Origin of the sequence: Actinoallomurus sp. NPDC052308, assembly GCF_040679195.1 — a bacterium.
In the GTDB taxonomy this organism is placed as follows: domain Bacteria; phylum Actinomycetota; class Actinomycetes; order Streptosporangiales; family Streptosporangiaceae; genus Actinoallomurus; species Actinoallomurus liliacearum.
The window spans coordinates 1-17449 of record NZ_JBFAUM010000054.1; the positions used below are offsets into that span (position 1 = coordinate 1).

16 protein-coding genes are annotated in these 17449 nt (G+C 70.2%); 15 read left to right on the top strand and 1 reads right to left on the bottom strand.

Annotated features, from left to right (window positions below; translation table 11 throughout):
* Window positions 1-1428 precede the first annotated feature (1428 nt).
* The 3 genes from AB0L00_RS44965 to AB0L00_RS44975 all read left to right on the top strand — a co-directional run bounded on the left by AB0L00_RS44965 (window position 1429) and on the right by AB0L00_RS44975 (window position 4963).
* Complete coding sequence (locus AB0L00_RS44965; RefSeq protein ID WP_364444265.1) at window positions 1429-2817, top strand: NAD(P)/FAD-dependent oxidoreductase; 1389 nt, start codon at window positions 1429-1431, stop codon at window positions 2815-2817.
* Window positions 2818-3143: 326 nt separating this feature from the next.
* A complete protein-coding gene (locus AB0L00_RS44970; RefSeq protein ID WP_345364941.1) occupies window positions 3144-4133 on the top strand; it encodes an ATP-binding cassette domain-containing protein in 990 nt (329 codons plus the stop codon).
* A 20-nt stretch (window positions 4134-4153) separates the two neighbouring features.
* The gene (locus tag AB0L00_RS44975; RefSeq protein ID WP_345364943.1) at window positions 4154-4963 is read left to right on the top strand and encodes an ABC transporter permease; all 810 of its coding nucleotides are present in this window, start codon (window positions 4154-4156) and stop codon (window positions 4961-4963) included.
* Window positions 4964-5189: 226 nt separating this feature from the next.
* Here the strand turns inward: AB0L00_RS44975 and AB0L00_RS44980 are convergent, their stop codons facing one another.
* A complete protein-coding gene (locus AB0L00_RS44980) occupies window positions 5190-6791 on the bottom strand; it encodes an FAD-dependent monooxygenase (RefSeq protein ID WP_364444269.1) in 1602 nt (533 codons plus the stop codon).
* Window positions 6792-6924: 133 nt separating this feature from the next.
* On the opposite strand from AB0L00_RS44980, the gene AB0L00_RS44985 reads away from it, so the two are divergent.
* The 12 genes from AB0L00_RS44985 (at window position 6925) to AB0L00_RS45040 (ending at window position 17187) form a co-directional block, all read left to right on the top strand.
* Window positions 6925-7299 carry a SchA/CurD-like domain-containing protein gene (locus AB0L00_RS44985; protein ID WP_345364949.1) on the top strand — a complete coding sequence of 125 codons (375 nt, stop codon included), beginning with the start codon at window positions 6925-6927 and terminating at the stop codon, window positions 7297-7299.
* 270 nt (window positions 7300-7569) lie between these two features.
* On the top strand, window positions 7570-9156 hold the full coding sequence (locus tag AB0L00_RS44990) for a right-handed parallel beta-helix repeat-containing protein (protein WP_364444272.1): 1587 nt from the start codon (window positions 7570-7572) through the stop codon (window positions 9154-9156).
* 216 nt (window positions 9157-9372) lie between these two features.
* Window positions 9373-9699 (top strand): TcmI family type II polyketide cyclase, encoded by a 327-nt coding sequence (locus AB0L00_RS44995; RefSeq protein WP_345364953.1) that lies wholly within the window; start codon window positions 9373-9375, stop codon window positions 9697-9699.
* Window positions 9692-10150 (top strand): cupin domain-containing protein, encoded by a 459-nt coding sequence (locus AB0L00_RS45000; RefSeq protein ID WP_364444275.1) that lies wholly within the window; start codon window positions 9692-9694, stop codon window positions 10148-10150. The genes AB0L00_RS44995 and AB0L00_RS45000 overlap by 8 nt, the downstream gene beginning before the upstream one ends.
* The gene (locus tag AB0L00_RS45005; protein ID WP_364444278.1) at window positions 10143-11405 is read left to right on the top strand and encodes a beta-ketoacyl-[acyl-carrier-protein] synthase family protein; all 1263 of its coding nucleotides are present in this window, start codon (window positions 10143-10145) and stop codon (window positions 11403-11405) included. Before AB0L00_RS45000 ends, AB0L00_RS45005 begins: the two co-directional genes overlap by 8 nt.
* Window positions 11406-11505: 100 nt before the next feature.
* Window positions 11506-12726: a ketosynthase chain-length factor gene (locus AB0L00_RS45010; RefSeq protein ID WP_364444280.1), complete on the top strand. Its 1221-nt coding sequence runs from the start codon at window positions 11506-11508 to the stop codon at window positions 12724-12726.
* 11 nt (window positions 12727-12737) lie between these two features.
* Window positions 12738-12998 (top strand): acyl carrier protein, encoded by a 261-nt coding sequence (locus tag AB0L00_RS45015; protein ID WP_345364961.1) that lies wholly within the window; start codon window positions 12738-12740, stop codon window positions 12996-12998.
* Window positions 12999-13039: 41 nt separating this feature from the next.
* Window positions 13040-13528 carry an SRPBCC family protein gene (locus AB0L00_RS45020; RefSeq protein WP_364444283.1) on the top strand — a complete coding sequence of 163 codons (489 nt, stop codon included), beginning with the start codon at window positions 13040-13042 and terminating at the stop codon, window positions 13526-13528.
* Window positions 13525-13998: a DUF1772 domain-containing protein gene (locus AB0L00_RS45025; RefSeq protein WP_345364965.1), complete on the top strand. Its 474-nt coding sequence runs from the start codon at window positions 13525-13527 to the stop codon at window positions 13996-13998. The genes AB0L00_RS45020 and AB0L00_RS45025 overlap by 4 nt, the downstream gene beginning before the upstream one ends.
* 35 nt (window positions 13999-14033) lie before the next feature.
* Window positions 14034-14765 (top strand): SDR family NAD(P)-dependent oxidoreductase, encoded by a 732-nt coding sequence (locus AB0L00_RS45030; protein WP_364444286.1) that lies wholly within the window; start codon window positions 14034-14036, stop codon window positions 14763-14765.
* Window positions 14765-16390 (top strand): FAD-dependent monooxygenase, encoded by a 1626-nt coding sequence (locus AB0L00_RS45035; RefSeq protein WP_364444288.1) that lies wholly within the window; start codon window positions 14765-14767, stop codon window positions 16388-16390. Before AB0L00_RS45030 ends, AB0L00_RS45035 begins: the two co-directional genes overlap by 1 nt.
* Window positions 16391-16398: 8 nt before the next feature.
* Window positions 16399-17187: a TenA family transcriptional regulator gene (locus AB0L00_RS45040; RefSeq protein ID WP_364444290.1), complete on the top strand. Its 789-nt coding sequence runs from the start codon at window positions 16399-16401 to the stop codon at window positions 17185-17187.
* The last annotated feature ends 262 nt before the right edge of the window (window positions 17188-17449 follow it).

Sequence of the window (17449 nt, forward strand, 5' to 3'; positions counted from 1 at the left end):
TCCCAAAATGCTGAACCCCATCTTGCCTTCCCCCGATCGCATCGGAGATTTCCGGTACTCACAGATCGAGCTAGCGGGGCCGGAGACGATGCTCGGACGTTAAATGTCCGGCTGGGCCAGCGCGGCCCAGGATAACTCCAGCCCCTAGAAGCAGACTCGAGACGCGGTTGATCTCTTTTGCATGGGCCACGGTGCCCCCCGTCTCCAGCATTTGTTTTTAGGCCACCTACGGCTGGCCTGGGCTACGCATGGCTTACATGCCTATCGAGTACGTCTCCTCGGGAAATCCGTGAACGGTCAAGTACACGCTGCGTAGTCGAATGATAACCATATTGAGTAGGTGATCAGGTTGCACCGGGCGTCTAGCACAGACGCATTGTTGCATGTTTTTTCTGGCTTTCAAGATGCGGTCTAAGTGGCTCTTTGGTCAGGTTCGACGAGCAGAAGATGATCAGTTGGGACGAAACGTCGACAGGTGTCTTGACGTGCCAAGACCGAGCGGTAAGCAAGTGCTTCTGTCAGGTTGCGCGGTGCCGCGGGGGCCGGTCCGGCGGCCGCTGACCTGGATGGCGGCGTGCCGGTCCGCGGGCGGGAATCGCCCGGCCCGGCATCGGGTCTCGGTTCGGGCCCGGGGCGTGCGAGTGCCGGGTGAATGCGCGTGGGAGGTCCCCTCGGGGTCCCGGCCGGCGCGATCGGCCGTGGGGGATATATCCGGCTGCGCTGCGTTTGCGGGCCGTCGCTCACCGGATTCGACAGAGGCGGCCGGGGTGTGCGGACGGTTCACGGAACGGCGGGGGCGGTGCCGATCCCCGGTCCGCGACCGAGTCGTGGCGGCGGTGTGCGGTGGGGCAGGGCCCCGCCCGCCACTGCCGGCGAGAGGGCGGCCGGATCGGCCGGGCCCGTGTTCTTCGCGCCGCGGCCGGTGGCGCGAAACGACGGTCGTGCGCTTGTTCGCGGCATGGGCGACGTGGTCATTACCCGAACCGTCGAAAGCATGTTATCGACGACTTGACGAGTCGAAAAGTTTGTAGTCACGGTCATACGGTCGTTCGACCGTCGCGGCGGCGCTCGCATGCGGGGCGACGCGGCGGTGGACGGTGTTCACGGACAGTTCCCTTCGACCGCCAGGCGGCTCGGCCTGCTGCTTTCCGGTCTGCCGGCCGAACCGGCCGTACGGGCATTCCCGACGCGCCGAAGGCGAGCGTGCCGAAGCCCACCCGGGCAAACTTGCCCCCTGGAGATTTCTTTGGTATACGAGATGTATCGCGAGTTATGTAGAGTAAACACCGACAGTATCTGAATTACGGAAGACGTTCATCGTCGGTTGACGTATGTAGAGATTCTCCCGCCGTAGGGCGACGCGGGGTAATCCGGAATGCCGGGCACCCGACCGGAGACATAGGTGATCTTGGCGGGGTCCGCGGCTTCGTGCCGGCCGATGTGGTGAGGAAGGTGCTCCAAGTGTCCGAACGGCCAGTCCATGTCTTGATCATCGGTGCGGGTCTGAGTGGCACCTGTCTCGCGCATGGTCTGAAGAGAGCGGGACTCAGCGTGGCCGTCTATGAGCGGGGAGCCGCCAGGGGCGACGGCTTCTTCGGCTGTCGGCTGGCGATCGGGCCACGGGGTTCCAAGGCCTTGCGTGATGCCCTTCCGCCGGATCTGTATCAGACTTTTCTCGCCACCTGCGCGGCGCCGCCCCGGCATCTCGCCGTTTATTCGGATGGACTCGACGAGCTGCTCAGCATCCGGCTGCCGGCGTCGGCGGGAAGCGGAGACGGATCCGCGACCGGGATGCATTACGCGAGTGCGATGACCCTGCGCCAACTGATGCTGACCGGAGTTGAGGACGTCGTTCATTTCGGAAAAGAGCTGACTCATTACGAACAACGGCCAGGCGGGCGGGTAACCGCGTTCTTCGCGGACGGCAGCTCCGCTGTCGGTGACGTCCTGGTCGGGGCCGACGGCCGGCGTTCGCGAGTGCGGCGTCAGTATCTTCCGCACGCCGGCGTGCTGGAATGCGGGCCCGCCGCGGTGTTCGGGCAGGTGCCTCTCTCCGACGCCGCGATGGTACTCCCGGGGAAGATGCTCGAGGGCCTGTCGGTGGTGTCGGGACGCGACGGGTCATCGCTGATGACCCAGCCGATGGAGTTCAAGTGGGACGCGATGGGGGAGCCGAAACCGCACGTCGGCTGCCTGGACGCGGCGCTCATCAAGACCTGGCCGGGCCTTTCGCACGACCGGACCGTGGACCACGTGCTGTGGGGTCTCATGGTCCCCTCGTGGTTCAGCCGGACCGAACCCGCCTGCCTTGCCGGCGACAGGCTCATCGACGCCGTGATGGGTCTCACCAGGCCGTGGCACACCGCGCTGCGCGCGCTGGTGAAGCTGACCGATCCGGCGACGGCGGCGGTGACCCCTGCCCTGGTCTCGGATTCGGTCGCACGGTGGCAGGCGACGAACGTCACTCTGCTGGGAGACGCCCTGGTGTGCAGGGTGCCGGACGCGGGCGAGGGAGCCAACGCCGCCTTTCGCGCCGCCGGGATCCTGTGTCGCCTCCTCGCCGAGGCCGTCGACCGGGGACGGCCGGTCGTCAGCGCGATCAACGACTATGAGGCGGCGACGCACCGATGCGGTCGCGCCGCGAGCTCGGCGTACACCAAGTGCCTCACCCGCCAGGCCCGGGCGACCAAGCCGGTGATCGGCCCGGTGCTGGCCGCGGGGACCCGCATGCGACTGCGGGTCGCCGATCGGGTGCCCCGGCTGAAGGCGCGCGTGGCGAGCGAGTACCGATGGCTGCAGGGCGGCAGCACCGCCTGACCGGTCACCGGATGCTCGGCCGGTCGGCCCCTCGACGGACGTTCGACCCCACGTGGTGAGGGACGCTCGACGCCGCGTCGACGACGCGTCCGCGTGGAGCAGGAGCTCGGTCATCGGTCGGCCGCGCACGACCGCGCCGCGAGGGCGCCGGACTACCGTCCGGCCTCGGGGCGGACGGCGCGGACCCTGCTGGAGGTCGTCCCACACCGCCGCGAGCCTCCCATGCCGTCGAACACCCTTCGAAAATGCGATATAGCTTGACCGAACACTGATCGGCCAGCAGAATGGCGATCGTTACCAAACGATGTTCGCGAGAAGAGGCGACTGTGACTCCGACGATTGAGGCGCACGGGCTGGTCAAGCGCTTCCGTCGCAAGACGGCTCTCGACGGACTTGACCTGGAGGTCGAGTCCGGCCAGGTCATGGCGGTGCTCGGGCCCAACGGCGCGGGGAAGACCACCTTTGTCCGCTGCGTGTCCACGCTTCTGCGTCCCGACGACGGCGTGTTGCGCGTGGTCGGCCACGACGCCCGGCGTGAGCCGGGGAAGGTCCGTAAGGCCATCGGGCTCGCCGGCCAGTACGCCGCCGTCGAACCGGCGATGACCGGGCGGGAGAACCTCGAGCTCGTGGCCCGGCTGTTCGGTCAGCGGGCCGGTGAGGCGCGGGCCAACGCCACCCGCGTCCTGGAGCGCTTCGGTCTCGCGGACGACGGCGACCGGCTGGTGCGCACCTACTCCGGCGGCATGCGCCGCAAGCTCGACCTGGGCGCGAGCCTGGTGAGCGCGCCGCGCCTGCTGCTGCTCGACGAGCCGACCACCGGGCTCGACCCCCGGGCCCGGCTGGAACTGTGGGACAACATCGACGATCTCGCCGCCCAGGGAACCGACGTCCTGCTCACGACCCAGTATCTGGACGAGGCCGACCGTCTCGCCAGCCACCTGGTGATCATCAACCGCGGACGCGTGGTCGCCTCCGGACCGCCGTCGGAGCTCAAGCAGCGTGTCGGCGGCAACGTGCTCGAGGTCCACGTGCGGGACCGCGCCGACACGCCGGCGGTGGCCGCGGCCCTGGCCCGGCTCGGCTGGACGGAACCGCAGATCGATGAGGCGACCCGGCGGGTGAGCGTGGGCGTGGGCGCGGACGCCACGGCCGAGCAGCTGATCAGTGGGTTGCGCGCGGTCGACGACGTCGGCACCGCATTGACCGATATCAGCCTTCGCCAGCCGAAACTCGACGAGGTCTTCCTCGCCCTCACCGGACGGGAACTGGAGAGCCCGCCCACCGAGGGCAGCAAGGCCGGCGAGACGGTTAAGTGAGCGCAGGACAGGAGACGACCATGACCGCCCTCGCCACCACCCGCCAGGCAGGGAGCCACCTGCCGATGAGCACGCTGCTCGTCGCGAAACGAGCGTTGCTCACCTTCATGCGGACCCCCCAGCTCGTCGTCCTCAGCACCGTCCAGATGGCGGGGTTCCTCGTCGCGTTCCGCTACGTGTTCGGCGGCGCGATCGGAACCAGCCAGGGATTGCCGTACGTCGACTTCGCCGTCCCGGGCTTCATCGCCGCCGGGGTGCTCTTCAGTACCCTCGGCACGGCCATCGCGATGGCCGACGACCTGCAGAGCGGGCTCATCGACCGGCTGCGCTCACTGCCCATGCCGCGGTCGTCCGTGCTGATCGGACGAGTCCTGGCCGACGTGATCGTCCTCACCTGGAGCCTCGGCGTCACGACGGCGGTCGGGTTCGCCATCGGCTTCCGCCTGCACGGGACCGTCGCGCAGGGGATCGCCGCCTTCGGCGTCTGCCTGCTGTTCGGGCTGGCCTTCAGCTGGGTGTTCATCGCGGCCGGGCTGCTCGCCGGAAACGCCCAGGCCGCCAACGGCGTCTCGTTGATCGTCTTCGTACTGACGTTCGTCTCGAACGCGTACGTACCGTCCTCGTCGATGCCGTCGTGGATTCGCGGGTTCGCCGACAACCAGCCCGTCACCCTCATGGCCGACACCGTGCGGGCGCTGACGGTGGGCGACCGGGCCCAGGCGCTGCTCGGCCACGACGCGTCGTACTTCATGATCCGCTCGCTGATCTGGACGGCGGCGCTCATGGTGGGGTTCGGCGCCCTGGCGGTGGCGATCTACCGGCGGCGCTGAGGCGTACGGCGATCGGCCGGGCGGCCGTCCGGCCGATCGTCGCCGCGACCGGAAGACGAGGGCGACTCCCCGTCGTCTCTTCAGCCGTGGAATTCGGCAGCGGGTCCCCGCTGCCGAATTCTCGCGTACGCACCCGGGAGCCGTCGCGCCGTCGGTCGGCGCGGGACGGCTCCGGAGCCCGGCGGTCCGAACGCCGCGGACTCCGCCGTACCTCGGGGGACCGCCGTCACCGGTGCGCCACCCGGCCGAGGATCGCGTTCAGGGCGCCGGCCAGCGGTTCGGCGGCGTCGCCGGCCGGTGCGTCGCACCGCCAGGCCGTGTAGCCGTCCGGCCGTACGAGCACCGCCCCCACGGTGCCGACGTCGTAGCGGTCCCGCCAGGCGTCGTCCACGTCGACCAGGTCGACGCCGGCCGACGCCGGCCCGACGCGGTAGGCCCGCAGTGGAACGCCGGTGGCACCGGCGACATCGCGCGCCGCGTCGAGCCACGGCTTCCCGTCGGATCCGGTCAGCAGGACGAAGGCGTCGTGGAACAGGTCGTGCACGGCGATCCGGTCGCCGCCGCGGTCGAGCCACAGGTGCGGTGCGCGGAGCCCGGGACGTGCCCGGTGCTCCAGCGAGTCGCCGTAGACGGACTCGTGGCCGGCGTCGAGCAACGCCGCGGACCGGTACCGCTGGCCGAGCGTGCACAGGGTGTCGTCCACGTCCTCGTCGCCGGGTTCGCTGCCGAACCGCGTCTCCTGGCGCCGGACGGTGATCTGGGCCAGGGCCCGCGCGACCGGGCGCCGTTCCGCCTCATAGGTGTCGAGCAGGCTCTCGGACGCCCAGCCGCGGATCGAGGCGGCGAGCTTCCAGGCCAGGTTGTGGGCGTCCTGCACCGCCGCGTTGGCGCCCATCGCCCCCGTCGGCGGCCATACGTGAGCGGTGTCCCCGGTGAGGAAGACCCGGCCGCTGCGGTAGTGGTCCGCGACGCCCACCGCTTCGTCCCAGGCCGCGATGTCGAGCACCTCGACGGGCAGGTCCCGGCCGATCACCGCCTTCGCCAGCCGGGCGCACCGTTCGATGGTGAAGTCGGCCGCCGACTCCTTATCTCCGTCATAGGTGACGCTGACCGTCCACTGGTCGGGCACCGAGGTGGTGAGCAGCGAACCGAGGCCGACCTCCGGGTTGACGACGATCCAGAGCAGTGCCCGCTTCTTCACGATCTCCGACAGGTCGGCCCGGATGACGAAGCTGACCCAGTGCTGGATGATCCCCGGTCCGGTATGGGGGATGCCCAGGCGCTGCCGGATCGTGCCACGGTACCCGTCGGCCGCGATGAGGTGGTCGGCCCGGATGGTGCGGCGTCGGCCGGTCGCCCGATCCTCGGTCACCGCCGTCACATGGTCGGCGTACGCGTCGGCCGAGACGCACTGGGTGTTGAACCGCAGCTCGGCGCCGTTGCGGCGGGCGGCCTCGATCAGGATGGGTTCCACGCTGCGCTGGTCGGCCATCACGAACCGGCCGGCGGTCAGGTCGGGCAACGCCCTCGGCGTCTCCTCGTCGAGGACCCAGTTCCAGTCGCCGGTGATCCGCTCGCAACGGACGACTCCCGACTCCGTGTCGAACGGTCGTCCGGCGTCCTCGATCGGCGGCTCCACGCCGAAGGCCCGGTAGATCTCCATGGTCCGCTGGTTGATCCCGCGCGCCCGGCCCTGGATCGAGACGGTCGGATGGCGGTCCACCAACACGGTGCGCACACCCTGATGCGACAAGAACAGCGCCGATGTCAGCCCCGCGTATCCGCCGCCGACGATCAGGACTTGGGCGGTCTCGTCGTATGCCGTCACGTCAGCCCTCTCTCCGGTCATCTTTCCCCGAACCTCGCACGACCGGCTCGAGTCGAGCTAGACCCAAGGCGTTCGAGCCGCCCCCGAGGCCGGCGGTGGAGTTTGAGGCGAAAAGAGCTACCAGGAGGAGTCAATGCCGTTCGTGGCGATCACCTATGACATCAAGAGCGGCCATGAGGACGAGGTCGCCGAGGTCTTCCAGAACTTCCAGCGGCCGAAGTCCCCGGTCGTCCCCGGCGCCGACGGCGGGCAGGCCGGACGCATCCTCGCCACCGCGGTGTTCATCCGGGACGGCCTGCTGGTGCGGTTCATCGAATACGAGGGAGACCTGGACGCGGTGGCCCGGCACATGGGCGCCCAGCCGGGCGTCCGCGAGGTGGAGCGGAAACTCAAGCCCTACCTCAACGCCCCGCGTGACACCGACACCGTGGACGGGTTCGTCCGGACTTTCAAGAAGAGCATGCTGCGCAGCGTCACCCAGCTCTCGGTGCCCCGGCAGATGGCGTAGCCCGCGGGCGATCCGCGCCGGGGTGGCGGAGGGCGTGACGGTACGGGCAAACGATCAAGCCGGCACGGTACGGGCAAACGATCAAGTCGGCGTCGAGAGCCCCTCGAGGTAGGGGGTCCAACCTTGGCCGACACATCGCGGAACCCCGCATGACCAGCCGCGATGCCAGGCGGTCCTCGGTGCGCCGAGTCACCGCCGACCCTCATGCCGCGCTTGATCATCGGAGTTGACGCCATGCCCCAGAGACGCCGCTCGCAAGAGCCGCCACCCATGAGGTCCGGCCGCGGACCGCGCCGGCCGACGTACCGGTCGATCGCCGCCGCGGTCTTCGGACTCATCGCGCTCGTCGCCACCGGCGCGCCGGCACTGGCCGCGCCCGGCGCGTCCGGCGGCCGGACCTACTACGTCGACTGCGCCGCCGGTAAGGACTCCTCCGCCGGCACGACGACCGGCACCGCCTGGCGGACCCTGGGCCGCGTCAACACGGCGACGTTCAAGCCCGGCGACTCCATCCTGCTGCGCCGGGGGACCAGCTGCGCCGGAACGCTGGCCCCGCAGGGATCGGGGACCTCCGCCGCCCCGATCGTGGTCGGCGCGTACGGCAGCGGCGCCCGGCCGGCGATCAACGCGGCGGGCGCGCGGGCGGCCGTGTACCTGCACAACGTGCAGGGCTGGGAGATCCGCCACCTGGACGTCTCCGATCCGGTGACGAGCGACGGGAACCCGCGCACCGGGATCTACGTGCTGCTGGAGGACTACGGCACCGGCGGTCACTACGTGGTCGATGACGTGACGGTCCACGACGTGACCGGGTGCGACTGCACGGATCCGGAGATCGAGCCCAGTGGGGGCGTGGTCTTCAGGGCGGCCGGTTCGGCCGTGCCGACCGGCTTCGACGGCATCCAGGTCTCCCACAGCGCCGTATCCCGTGTCCACGGGTTCGGGATCGGCACGACGTCGCGGTGGAGCCGCCGGCCGCAGCACCCGGACGGCGTCGGCCCGTTCGTTCCCATGAGCCACGTCGACGTCGCGGGCAACCGGCTCCAGGATCTCGGCGGCTCCGGGATCGTGGTGCAGAACGGCGTCGATCCACTGATCGAGCGCAACGACGTCGACGGCTTCTCCCGGGACGAGACGACCGCCCACAGCGGCATCTACGCCTGGAACTCCGATGGCGCGGTCGAGCAGTACAACCGCGTCACGAACGGCGACGCCACTCCGTTCGCGCCCGCCTACAGCATCGAGGCGGCGAGTTCACGCTCGCTCTTGCAGTACAACTACAGCAGTGACAACCACGGCGGGTTCGTCTATATCTGCGGTGACGCGGGCAACCCCATCGACGGCGCGACGGTGCGCTACAACATCAGCCAGAATGACAGGAACGTCGCGCTGGGCTCTCTCATCATTCCGCTCATCAGCGTCTGCCCTGGCAGCGTGGATAGCAACGTCACCTTCTACAACAATGTCGTCTACAGCGACGTGGCGGACAACACTTCTTTGATCAACATCTTCTTCGGCGACGCGCCGCATGTCTTCAAGAACAACATATTCGTCGGCGGGGCGTCCGGTCTGACGATCAACGACTCCGCCGGAGTCTATGACCATAATCTCTACGACGGCATCGGATCGGTGCCGTCCGGCGCGACGAACTCGGTCACCGCCAAGCCGCTGTTCAAACGTCCGGGCCAGGGACCCGACGGCTACCGGCTCGCCTGCGGTTCGCCGGCCTTCCGGGCGGGCGTGGCGATTCCGGACGCCGGTGACCGCGACTTCTACGGCTTCCGGCTGCAGGCCGACCAGCCCCCGAACATCGGCTCCTACCAGGGTCCTGCCTGCGCGGACGGTCACCACCGATGATCTGACCCGACACGCGCCGAAGCGGCGGCCGGGACCGGCGAGGTCCCGGCCGCCGCGCTTTTCCCGCTACCGCGTCCGCTCGAGAACGTGTTGAGAACGGCGCTCGGCGTTCCCCCCATTCGAGCCTCGTGCGGCCCCGCGTGTTTCGAGCCAGGTTCGACCGGAACCAGACCCGGTCGGATGACCATGGCGGCACAGCACGAGAGGAGGTCCGGGGTGCACCGGACATTGATCGTCGCTCGGATGGCGCCGGGCGAGGCAGAGAGCGTGGCGCAAATATTCGCGGACTCGGACGCGACCGACCTGCCCCGGATGGTCGGCGTGTCGCGACGTACGCTGTTCCGCTTCCACGACCTGTATTTCCACTTGGTGGAGGCGGATGACGATATCTCGCCGAGCCTCTACAAGGCGCGCAGCCATCCGCTCTATTCGGAGATCAACGAGCGGCTGTCGCACCACATCCGACCGTACGACCCGAACTGGAAAGAGCCCAAGGACGCCATGGCGTCTCCTTTCTACGTCTGGGAGGCGAACGGTGAGTGACTCAGCGCAGCAGCTCGCGGCTCCGGTGAAGGTCGCCGCCCGCGACGTGGCTCCGAACCGCCGGCGCGGCGGCGACATCCGGGTCGTCCTCAGCCCGAAGACGGTCGCCTCGACGTCCGGTTTCATGGGCACGCTGACCCTCGCTCCCGACGAGTTCGTGGCCGAGCACTACCACCCCTACTCGGAGGAGTTCATCTTCGTGGTCCGGGGCCGGATCACCGCGCGGATCGAGGGCGAGACCCTCATCGAGCTGTCCGCGGGCGAGGGCCTGATGGTGCCCATCGGCCAGCGGCACCGCGTCTGGAACTCCGGGACCGAGGAGGCCCACGCGGTCTTCCACCTCAGCCCGCTGGCGCCCCGGCCCGACCTCGGCCACGTGGACACCGAGCCGCTGCCGCAGTCCGGGGCCGGACAGCCCCAGCTCGACGTCGGGGGCCGCGCGGATGAGTGACAGACAGGTCGTCATCACCGGGATGGGGGTGGTGGCGCCGGGCGGAATCGGCACCAAGGCGTACTGGGACCTGCTGACCGCCGGCCGTACGGCGACCCGCACCATCACCCTGTTCGACGCCGCCGGCTTCCGCTCGCGGATCGCCGCCGAGTGCGACTTCGATCCCGCCGCGGAGGGCCTGAGCCCGCAGGAGATCCGCCGGATGGACCGCGCCGCGCAGTTCGGTGTCGTGTGCGCCCGCGAGGCCCTGGCCGACAGCGGCCTGGAGGAGGGCGACATCCCGCCCGAGCGGATCGGCGTCACCATCGGCAGCGCCGTCGGCTGCACGATGGGCCTCGAGGAGGAGTACGTCGTCCTCAGCGACGGCGGCCGCCGGTGGCTCGTCGACCCGGCCTACGCCGTGCCTCATCTCTACGGGCACATGGTGCCGAGCACGATGGCGTGCGAGGTCGCCTGGGTGGCCGGAGCCGAGGGCCCGGTATCGCTGATCTCCACCGGATGCACGGCCGGGCTGGACGCCGTCTGCGCCGGCAGCAACCTGATCCTCAGCGGCCGCTCCGACGTGGTGATCGCCGGGGCGACCGACGCGCCGATCTCGCCGATCACCTCGGCGTGCTTCGACGCGATCAAGGCGACCTCCTCGAACAACGACGACCCGGCGCACGCCTCCCGGCCGTTCGACGCGCGCCGGGACGGGTTCGTCCTCGGTGAGGGCGCGGCGGTCTTCGTACTGGAGGAACGCGAGGCCGCCCACCGGCGCGGGGCGCACGTCTACGCCGAGGTGGCCGGCTTCGCGAACCGCAGCAACGCCTACCACATGACCGGCCTCAAGCCCGACGGCCGCGAGATGGCCGAGGCGATCACGCACGCGCTGCGCCTGGCCCGGCAGGATCCCACCGACATCGACTACATCAACGCGCACGGTTCCGGGACCAAGCAGAACGACCGTCATGAGACGGCCGCGTTCAAGCGCTCCCTCGGCCGGCACGCGTACGAGGTGCCGGTCAGCTCGATCAAGTCGATGATCGGGCATTCGCTCGGCGCCATCGGCTCGATCGAGGTGGCGGCCTGCGCGCTGGCCATCGAGCACCAGGTCGTGCCGCCGACGGCCAACCTGCACGAGGCCGATCCGGAGTGCGATCTCGACTACGTGCCGCTGACCGCGCGCGAACACGCCATCGACACCGTCCTCAGCGTCGGAAGCGGTTTCGGAGGTTTCCAGACCGCCGTGGTGATGAGGCGGGACCGGACATGAGCGAGCGCAGCGAGCGAATCATGAACGCAGTGCCTCCGGTCGCTCCGCCGACGCCGAGAGGTCGGCCGGGGCGGGTTGGTCGGGCGAGGAAGGAGGCCGCATGACCAGATCCGCGGTCATCACGGGGATCGGGGTCACGGCTCCGAACGGCCTCGGGACCGAGGCCTACTGGTCGGCGACCCTCGACGGACGTAGCGGCCTCGCGCCGATCGAACGGTTCGACCCGTCCGGCTATCCGGTGCGGGTGGCCGGAGAGGTGACGGAGTTCACCGCGCGCGACCACGTGCCCGGCCGGCTGATCCCGCAGACCGACAACTGGACCCATCTCGGTCTGACCGCCGCGGCGTGGGCGCTGGAGGACGCGGTCGCCGACCCGCAGACGTTCCCCGAGTACGACATGGCGGTGGTGACCGCCAGTTCGTCCGGGGGCACGGAGTTCGGTCAGCGCGAGATCGAGCGGCTGTGGTCGAAGGGACCCCGATGGGTCGGCGCGTACCAGTCGATCGCCTGGTTCTACGCGGCGACGACCGGACAGATCTCCATCCGGCACGGGATGCGCGGCCCGTGCGGGGTGATCTGCGCCGAGCAGGCCGGGGCGCTGGACGCGGCCGGGCAGGCGCGGCAGCTGGTCCAGCAGGGGACCCGTCTGGTGGTCACCGGCGGCACGGACGCGTCGCTGTGCCCCTATGGGCTGACCGCGCAGTACGCCAACGGCAGGTTGAGTGAGAGCGCCGATCCAGGCGGCGCGTATCTGCCCTTCGACGCCGCCGCGGCCGGTTACGTCCCCGGTGAGGGCGGCGCGATGCTCGTCGTGGAGGACGCGGCCGAGGCACGGGCCCGTTCCGCGCCGCGGCTGTACGGGACGATCGCCGGCTACGCCGCGACGTTCGACCCGCGGCCGGGATCCTCGCGCGAACCCGGGCTGCGCCGGGCGATCGAACTGGCCCTGACGGACGCCGGGCTCGCCCCCGAGGCGATCGGGGTCGTCTTCGCGGACGCCGCCGGCGTGCCGGAACTCGACCGGCAGGAGGCGGCGGCGATCAGCGCCGTCTTCGGTCCGGCCGGCGTTCCGGTCACCGCGCCCAAGACCATGACCGGACGTCTCAACGCGGGTGGAGCGGCCCTGGACGTCGCCGCCGCCCTGCTCGCGATGCGCGACGGCGTCATCCCGCCCACGGTCGGCGTCACCGAACTCGCGCCGGGTTGCGACATCGACCTGGTGCGCGACGCGCCGAGAGAGGCGCCACTCGGCGCCGCCCTGGTGCTCGCCCGCGGCTACGGCGGCTTCAACGCGGCAATCGTCCTGACGGCGACCGACTAACGGAGTGACAGATGGCAGAGTCCGGATCCTTCACCCTCGACGATCTCAGAGAGATCCTGCGCACCTGCGCGGGGGACGCCGAGTCCGTCGACCTCGACAGTGACATCGCCGACGTCACGTTCGAGGAGCTCGGCTACGACTCGCTCGCCGTGCTGGAGGTGGCGGCGAAGCTGCAGAACCACCTCGGCGTGGTGATCCCCGACGACGCGACCGAGCAGTTGCCCACGCCGCGTGCCCTGACCGACTACGTCAACCTCCGACTGGTGGCCTGACCAGCCGAAGGACGCCCACCGGCCCGACAAGGAAAGAACTCATGGCAGGACACACTGACAACGCGATCGTCATCAACGCGCCCATGGCCCTGGTGTGGGACATGACCAACGATGTCGCGTCATGGCCTTCGCTGTTCAGCGAGTACGCCGCCGCGGAGATCCTGAAACGCGACGGCGACACGGTCACCTTCCGGCTCACGATGCACCCCGACGAGGACGGCCAGGTGTGGAGCTGGGTCTCCGAGCGGACCGCCGACCCGGTCGGTCGTGAGGTCAACGCTCACCGGATCGAGACCGGTCCGTTCGAGCACATGAACATCCACTGGGAGTACCGCGAGGTCGCGGACGGCGTGCGCATGCGCTGGGTGCAGGACTTCCACATGAAGCCGCAGGCGCCCGTCGACGACGCCACCATGACCGAGCACCTCAACCGGAACACCGCGATCCAGATGGACCGGATCAAACGACTGGTGGAGGAGGCCGCGGCCGGCCACGTGGCGGCGGCGACCACCCGGCAGGCCGAGGGATGATCTCGGCGCTGCTCCCGCTGGCGCTGTTCGCCAACGGCGTGGCGGTCGGCGTCATGCTCGGCAACGCGATCGGGCCGGCCGCGATGGCGCTCCACCTGCCGTACGCCCGCTACGTCGAGCTGATCAAGTTCATGTGGCCGCGGTACGACCCCTTCGTTCCCATCCTGAACGTCCTGGCGTTCGGGCTGGACATCGCGATGGCGGTGACGGCCGGCGGGCGGCGGGACGGCACGGAGGCGTCCGATCTGTTCATCGGCGCGGCCGTGCTGCTCGGCGTGCTCATGGTGATCTCGGTGACCAAGAACGTCCCGATCAACAAGTACGTGACGGGCCTGGACCCGGCGAGCCAGCCGGACGACTGGCCCGAGCGCGATCCCCGGGCCAGCTGGAAGCGGTGGAACGACATCCGGGTCGGCCTCGGCATCACCGCCCTGGTCGCCAACCTCGCGGGCGCGGCGGTGTTGCTGTGACCGCATCGGAACCCCACACGGACGGCGAAGGAACGATGGACATCAATCTGTCAGGCAAGAAGGTCCTGGTGACCGGCGGGTCGCGCGGCGTCGGGCGGGGCATCGTCCTCGGCCTCGCCCGCGCGGGCGCCGACGTGGTCACCTGCTATCGGACGGACGGCGAGGCCGTCGCCTCCCTCACCCGGGAGCTGAAGGAGACCGGCGGGGAGCACCACCTCGTCAAGGCGGACGTGAGCGTCCCGGCCGAGGTCGACGCGCTCGTCGAGGCCTGCCGCACCTCGTTCGGACGGCTGGACGCGGTCGTGCACAACGCGGGCGTCATCAGCCACGTACCGTTCGCCGAGCTGCCGTTCGAGGAGTGGCGGCGGATCGTCGACAACAACCTCGGCGGCCCGTACCTCGTCACGCAGCGGGCGCTGCCGCTGATCCCCTCCGGCGGGTCGGTCATCTTCATCGGCTCCCGGGTGGCCGAGGTCGGCATCCCACTTCGCGCGCACTACACCGCCACCAAGGCGGGCCTGGTCGGGCTCACCCGCTCGCTGTCCAAGGAACTCGGCGGGCGCGGCGTTCGCGTGAACGTGGTGGCGCCGGGGCCCATCCAGACGGAGGAGCCCACCCCGCCGCAGGTGCTGGAGCGGTACCAGAAGCTCATCCCCCTGGGCCGGCTCGGCACCCCGGACGACGTCGCCGGCGTCGTGGCGTTCCTGACCAGCGACCTGTCGCGGTTCGTGAACGGCGTGTCGATCAACGTGGACGGAGGGATCTGATGGCCGAGGAGAGCGTGCCGGTTCTGATCGTCGGCGGCGGGCCGGTGGGGCTGTCCACCGCCGTCTTCCTCGGTCGGCACGGCATCAGGTCACTGCTGGTCGAGAAGCGGCCGGACACCTCCCTGCTGCCGCGGGCCCCGGGCCTGCAGGCGCGCACGATGGAGCTGTTCCGCGCGGCGGGGCTCGGCAAGGAGGTGCGGGCGCTGGAGATCGGCGACTCGCACCCCTTCTTCGAGGGCGGGATCCTGCGGGTCAACACCTACTCCGAGATTGCGGACGCCGAGGTTCTGGAGGCGCCGTCGCTGGACGGCCCGGAGGTCAGCCCCGAGCGCGTCATGGGCTGCGGGCAGGACCGGTACGAGGTCGTCCTCGCGGAGAAGGCCAGGGAGTTCGGGGCGGAGGTCCGCTTCGGCAGCCGCCTGCTGTCCCTGGACCAGGACGACGACGGCGTCACCGCCGAGATCGAGGACGTACGGACCGGCACGGTCGGCACCGTCCGGGCCCGTTACGTGGTCGGCGCGGACGGCGCGAGCAGCGCGGTCCGCCGGATGCTGGGCGTGTCCCGCGTCGGACGGGGCACCGTCTTCAACGCGCTCAGCATCTACTTCCGCGCCCCCGAACTGGAGAAGATCCTGCAGGACCGGCCGTTCATCCTGTGCTACGCCACCGCCGGCGGCACGATGATCGGTCTCTCCCGGCTGCACGGGCGGGATCCGTGGCTGGCCGCCCCGCTGTACCACCCCGACAAGGGCGAGTCGCCAGCGGACTTCACCGACGAGCGCTGTGTCGAGATCGTCCGGATGGCGTCCGGCAGGCCGGACATGCAGGTCGAGATCATGGCGAAGGTGCCCTGGGAGGGCGCCCAGCTCGTGGCGGAGCGCTTCCGCGTCGGCCGGGTCTTCCTGGCCGGCGACGCCGCCCACCTCCACCCGCCGGCCGGCGGGTTCGGCGCGAACACCGGCATCCACGACGCGCACAACCTGGCGTGGAAGCTCGCCGCCACGCTGAAGGGCTGGGGCAACGAGAAGCTGCTCGACACCTACCACGACGAGCGGCACGCGGTCGGCAACGCGATGGCCGAGCAGGCCATGGTGCGCAACCGGGTCCGGCACGGGCACGCGGACGAGCAGGTCCGGGCGAAGATGGTCGACGACATCATCATCACGCTCGGCTACCGGTACCGTTCCTCGGCGATCCTCTCCGAGGAGTCCAAGCCGGTGCTGACCGCGCCGCTGCGCCTGGTCGGTGAGCCCGGCACCCGCGCCCCGCATGTCTGGCTTCGCCGGGGCGAGGAACGGATCTCCACCATCGACCTGTTCTACGACTCGTACGTCCTGCTCACCGGGGCGCAGGGCGCCGGGTGGCACGAGGCGGCGGCCGCCCTCGCCGCGCGCAGTGAGGTGCCGCTGCGGGCGGTCCGGATCGGCCCGGACGGCGACTACGCCGCCGTGGACGGTGACTGGGCCGCGGCGTACGGCGTCTCCGAGCGCGGTGCCGTCCTGGTCCGGCCGGACGCCTTCGTGGCGTGGCGGAGCAGCGGCGACCGGTCGGACCCCGCCGGTGTGCTGGGAGACGTCCTCGCCCAGGTCGCCGGGGCCGCCGGCCCGGTCGTGGCCGGCCGCTGACGGAGCCCGTGACGCGGGAAGGGAATGACGAGATGATGCGGGACGAGCTGGCGACGATCGCCAAGCCCGTGCTCGCCGCGGTCACCGACCACCCGTTCTGGGCCGGGGTCCGCGCGGGCACGCTACCGACGGCCTCGCTGCGGTACTTCGCCGAGCAGGACGCTCGGTACGTCGTGCCCGCGTACGCCCGGGCGCTGGCCCGCGTGGCGGCGACCGCCGACGGCCATGCCCATGCCGCGATGCTGTGCGCGGCGGCGAACGCGACGTTCGAGTCGGTTCCCCGGCTCCTCCGCGAGCTCACCGAGCTCGCGGAGGAGCCGGGCGGACCGGCGGATCCAGGCCGACCGGGGCCGCAGGGCGGACCGGGGACGCCGGGAGTGCCGGGTGGACCGGGCACGCAGGGCGGGCCCGGGGGGCCCGGGGACCTGGGTGGACCGGGGGAGGGCGTCGCGCCGATCGACCCGGCGTGCCGCGCGCACACCTCCTTCATGACCGCGGTCGCCACGGATTCGTTCGCCGCCGCGATCGGCGGGCTGCTGCCCATGACCTGGTTCCATCTCCAGGTCTCGGACGACCTGCGACAAGGACGGGCACCGGGCTCCCGGTACGCCGCCTGGATCGACCGGTACTGCCCGGGCGACGGCTATCAGGAGTACGTCGCGGCTTACCTGACCATGGTCGACGAGGTGAGCGACCGGTGCTCGGCCCGCGACCGGGACCGGCTCGCCGAGCGGTTCCTGCTCGGCGCCCGTCACGAGTGGGCGTTCGCCGAGGCGGCGTGGCGGCACCGCGGATAGGGCGGACACGCCCTAGGGCCGCACCGCGCGATCAGTTCTGGCGCGATCAATTTCGGCGCGCTCATTTCAAAAAGGGTCCCGGTGTCCCTGGCCCGGTGATGGCACACCGCCACATCGAGGTGTCCCCGCGGCGCCGAATCGACGGCTCTGTCCTCCGCCATCCCCGCTTCATCGGGATGGTCGCTGTGATCTCACCTCGTCCGCGCTTCGTCAGGCGAACGTGCAAGCGAAGGAAAGCGAAATGGGATTCGGTCTTCTCGGC

What these genes read in the sequence shown, in the direction of transcription:
- AB0L00_RS45020 (WP_364444283.1), top strand. Translation starts at nt 13,040, where the DNA reads ATGGCAGGACACACTGACAACGCGATCGTCATCAACGCGCCCATGGCC.
- AB0L00_RS45030 (WP_364444286.1), top strand. Translation starts at nt 14,034, where the DNA reads ATGGACATCAATCTGTCAGGCAAGAAGGTCCTGGTGACCGGCGGGTCG.
- AB0L00_RS45010 (WP_364444280.1), top strand. Translation starts at nt 11,506, where the DNA reads ATGACCAGATCCGCGGTCATCACGGGGATCGGGGTCACGGCTCCGAAC.
- AB0L00_RS45035 (WP_364444288.1), top strand. Translation starts at nt 14,765, where the DNA reads ATGGCCGAGGAGAGCGTGCCGGTTCTGATCGTCGGCGGCGGGCCGGTG.
- AB0L00_RS45015 (WP_345364961.1), top strand. Translation starts at nt 12,738, where the DNA reads ATGGCAGAGTCCGGATCCTTCACCCTCGACGATCTCAGAGAGATCCTG.
- AB0L00_RS44985 (WP_345364949.1), top strand. Translation starts at nt 6,925, where the DNA reads ATGCCGTTCGTGGCGATCACCTATGACATCAAGAGCGGCCATGAGGAC.
- AB0L00_RS45025 (WP_345364965.1), top strand. Translation starts at nt 13,525, where the DNA reads ATGATCTCGGCGCTGCTCCCGCTGGCGCTGTTCGCCAACGGCGTGGCG.
- AB0L00_RS45005 (WP_364444278.1), top strand. Translation starts at nt 10,143, where the DNA reads ATGAGTGACAGACAGGTCGTCATCACCGGGATGGGGGTGGTGGCGCCG.
- AB0L00_RS44975 (WP_345364943.1), top strand. Translation starts at nt 4,154, where the DNA reads ATGACCGCCCTCGCCACCACCCGCCAGGCAGGGAGCCACCTGCCGATG.
- AB0L00_RS44990 (WP_364444272.1), top strand. Translation starts at nt 7,570, where the DNA reads ATGAGGTCCGGCCGCGGACCGCGCCGGCCGACGTACCGGTCGATCGCC.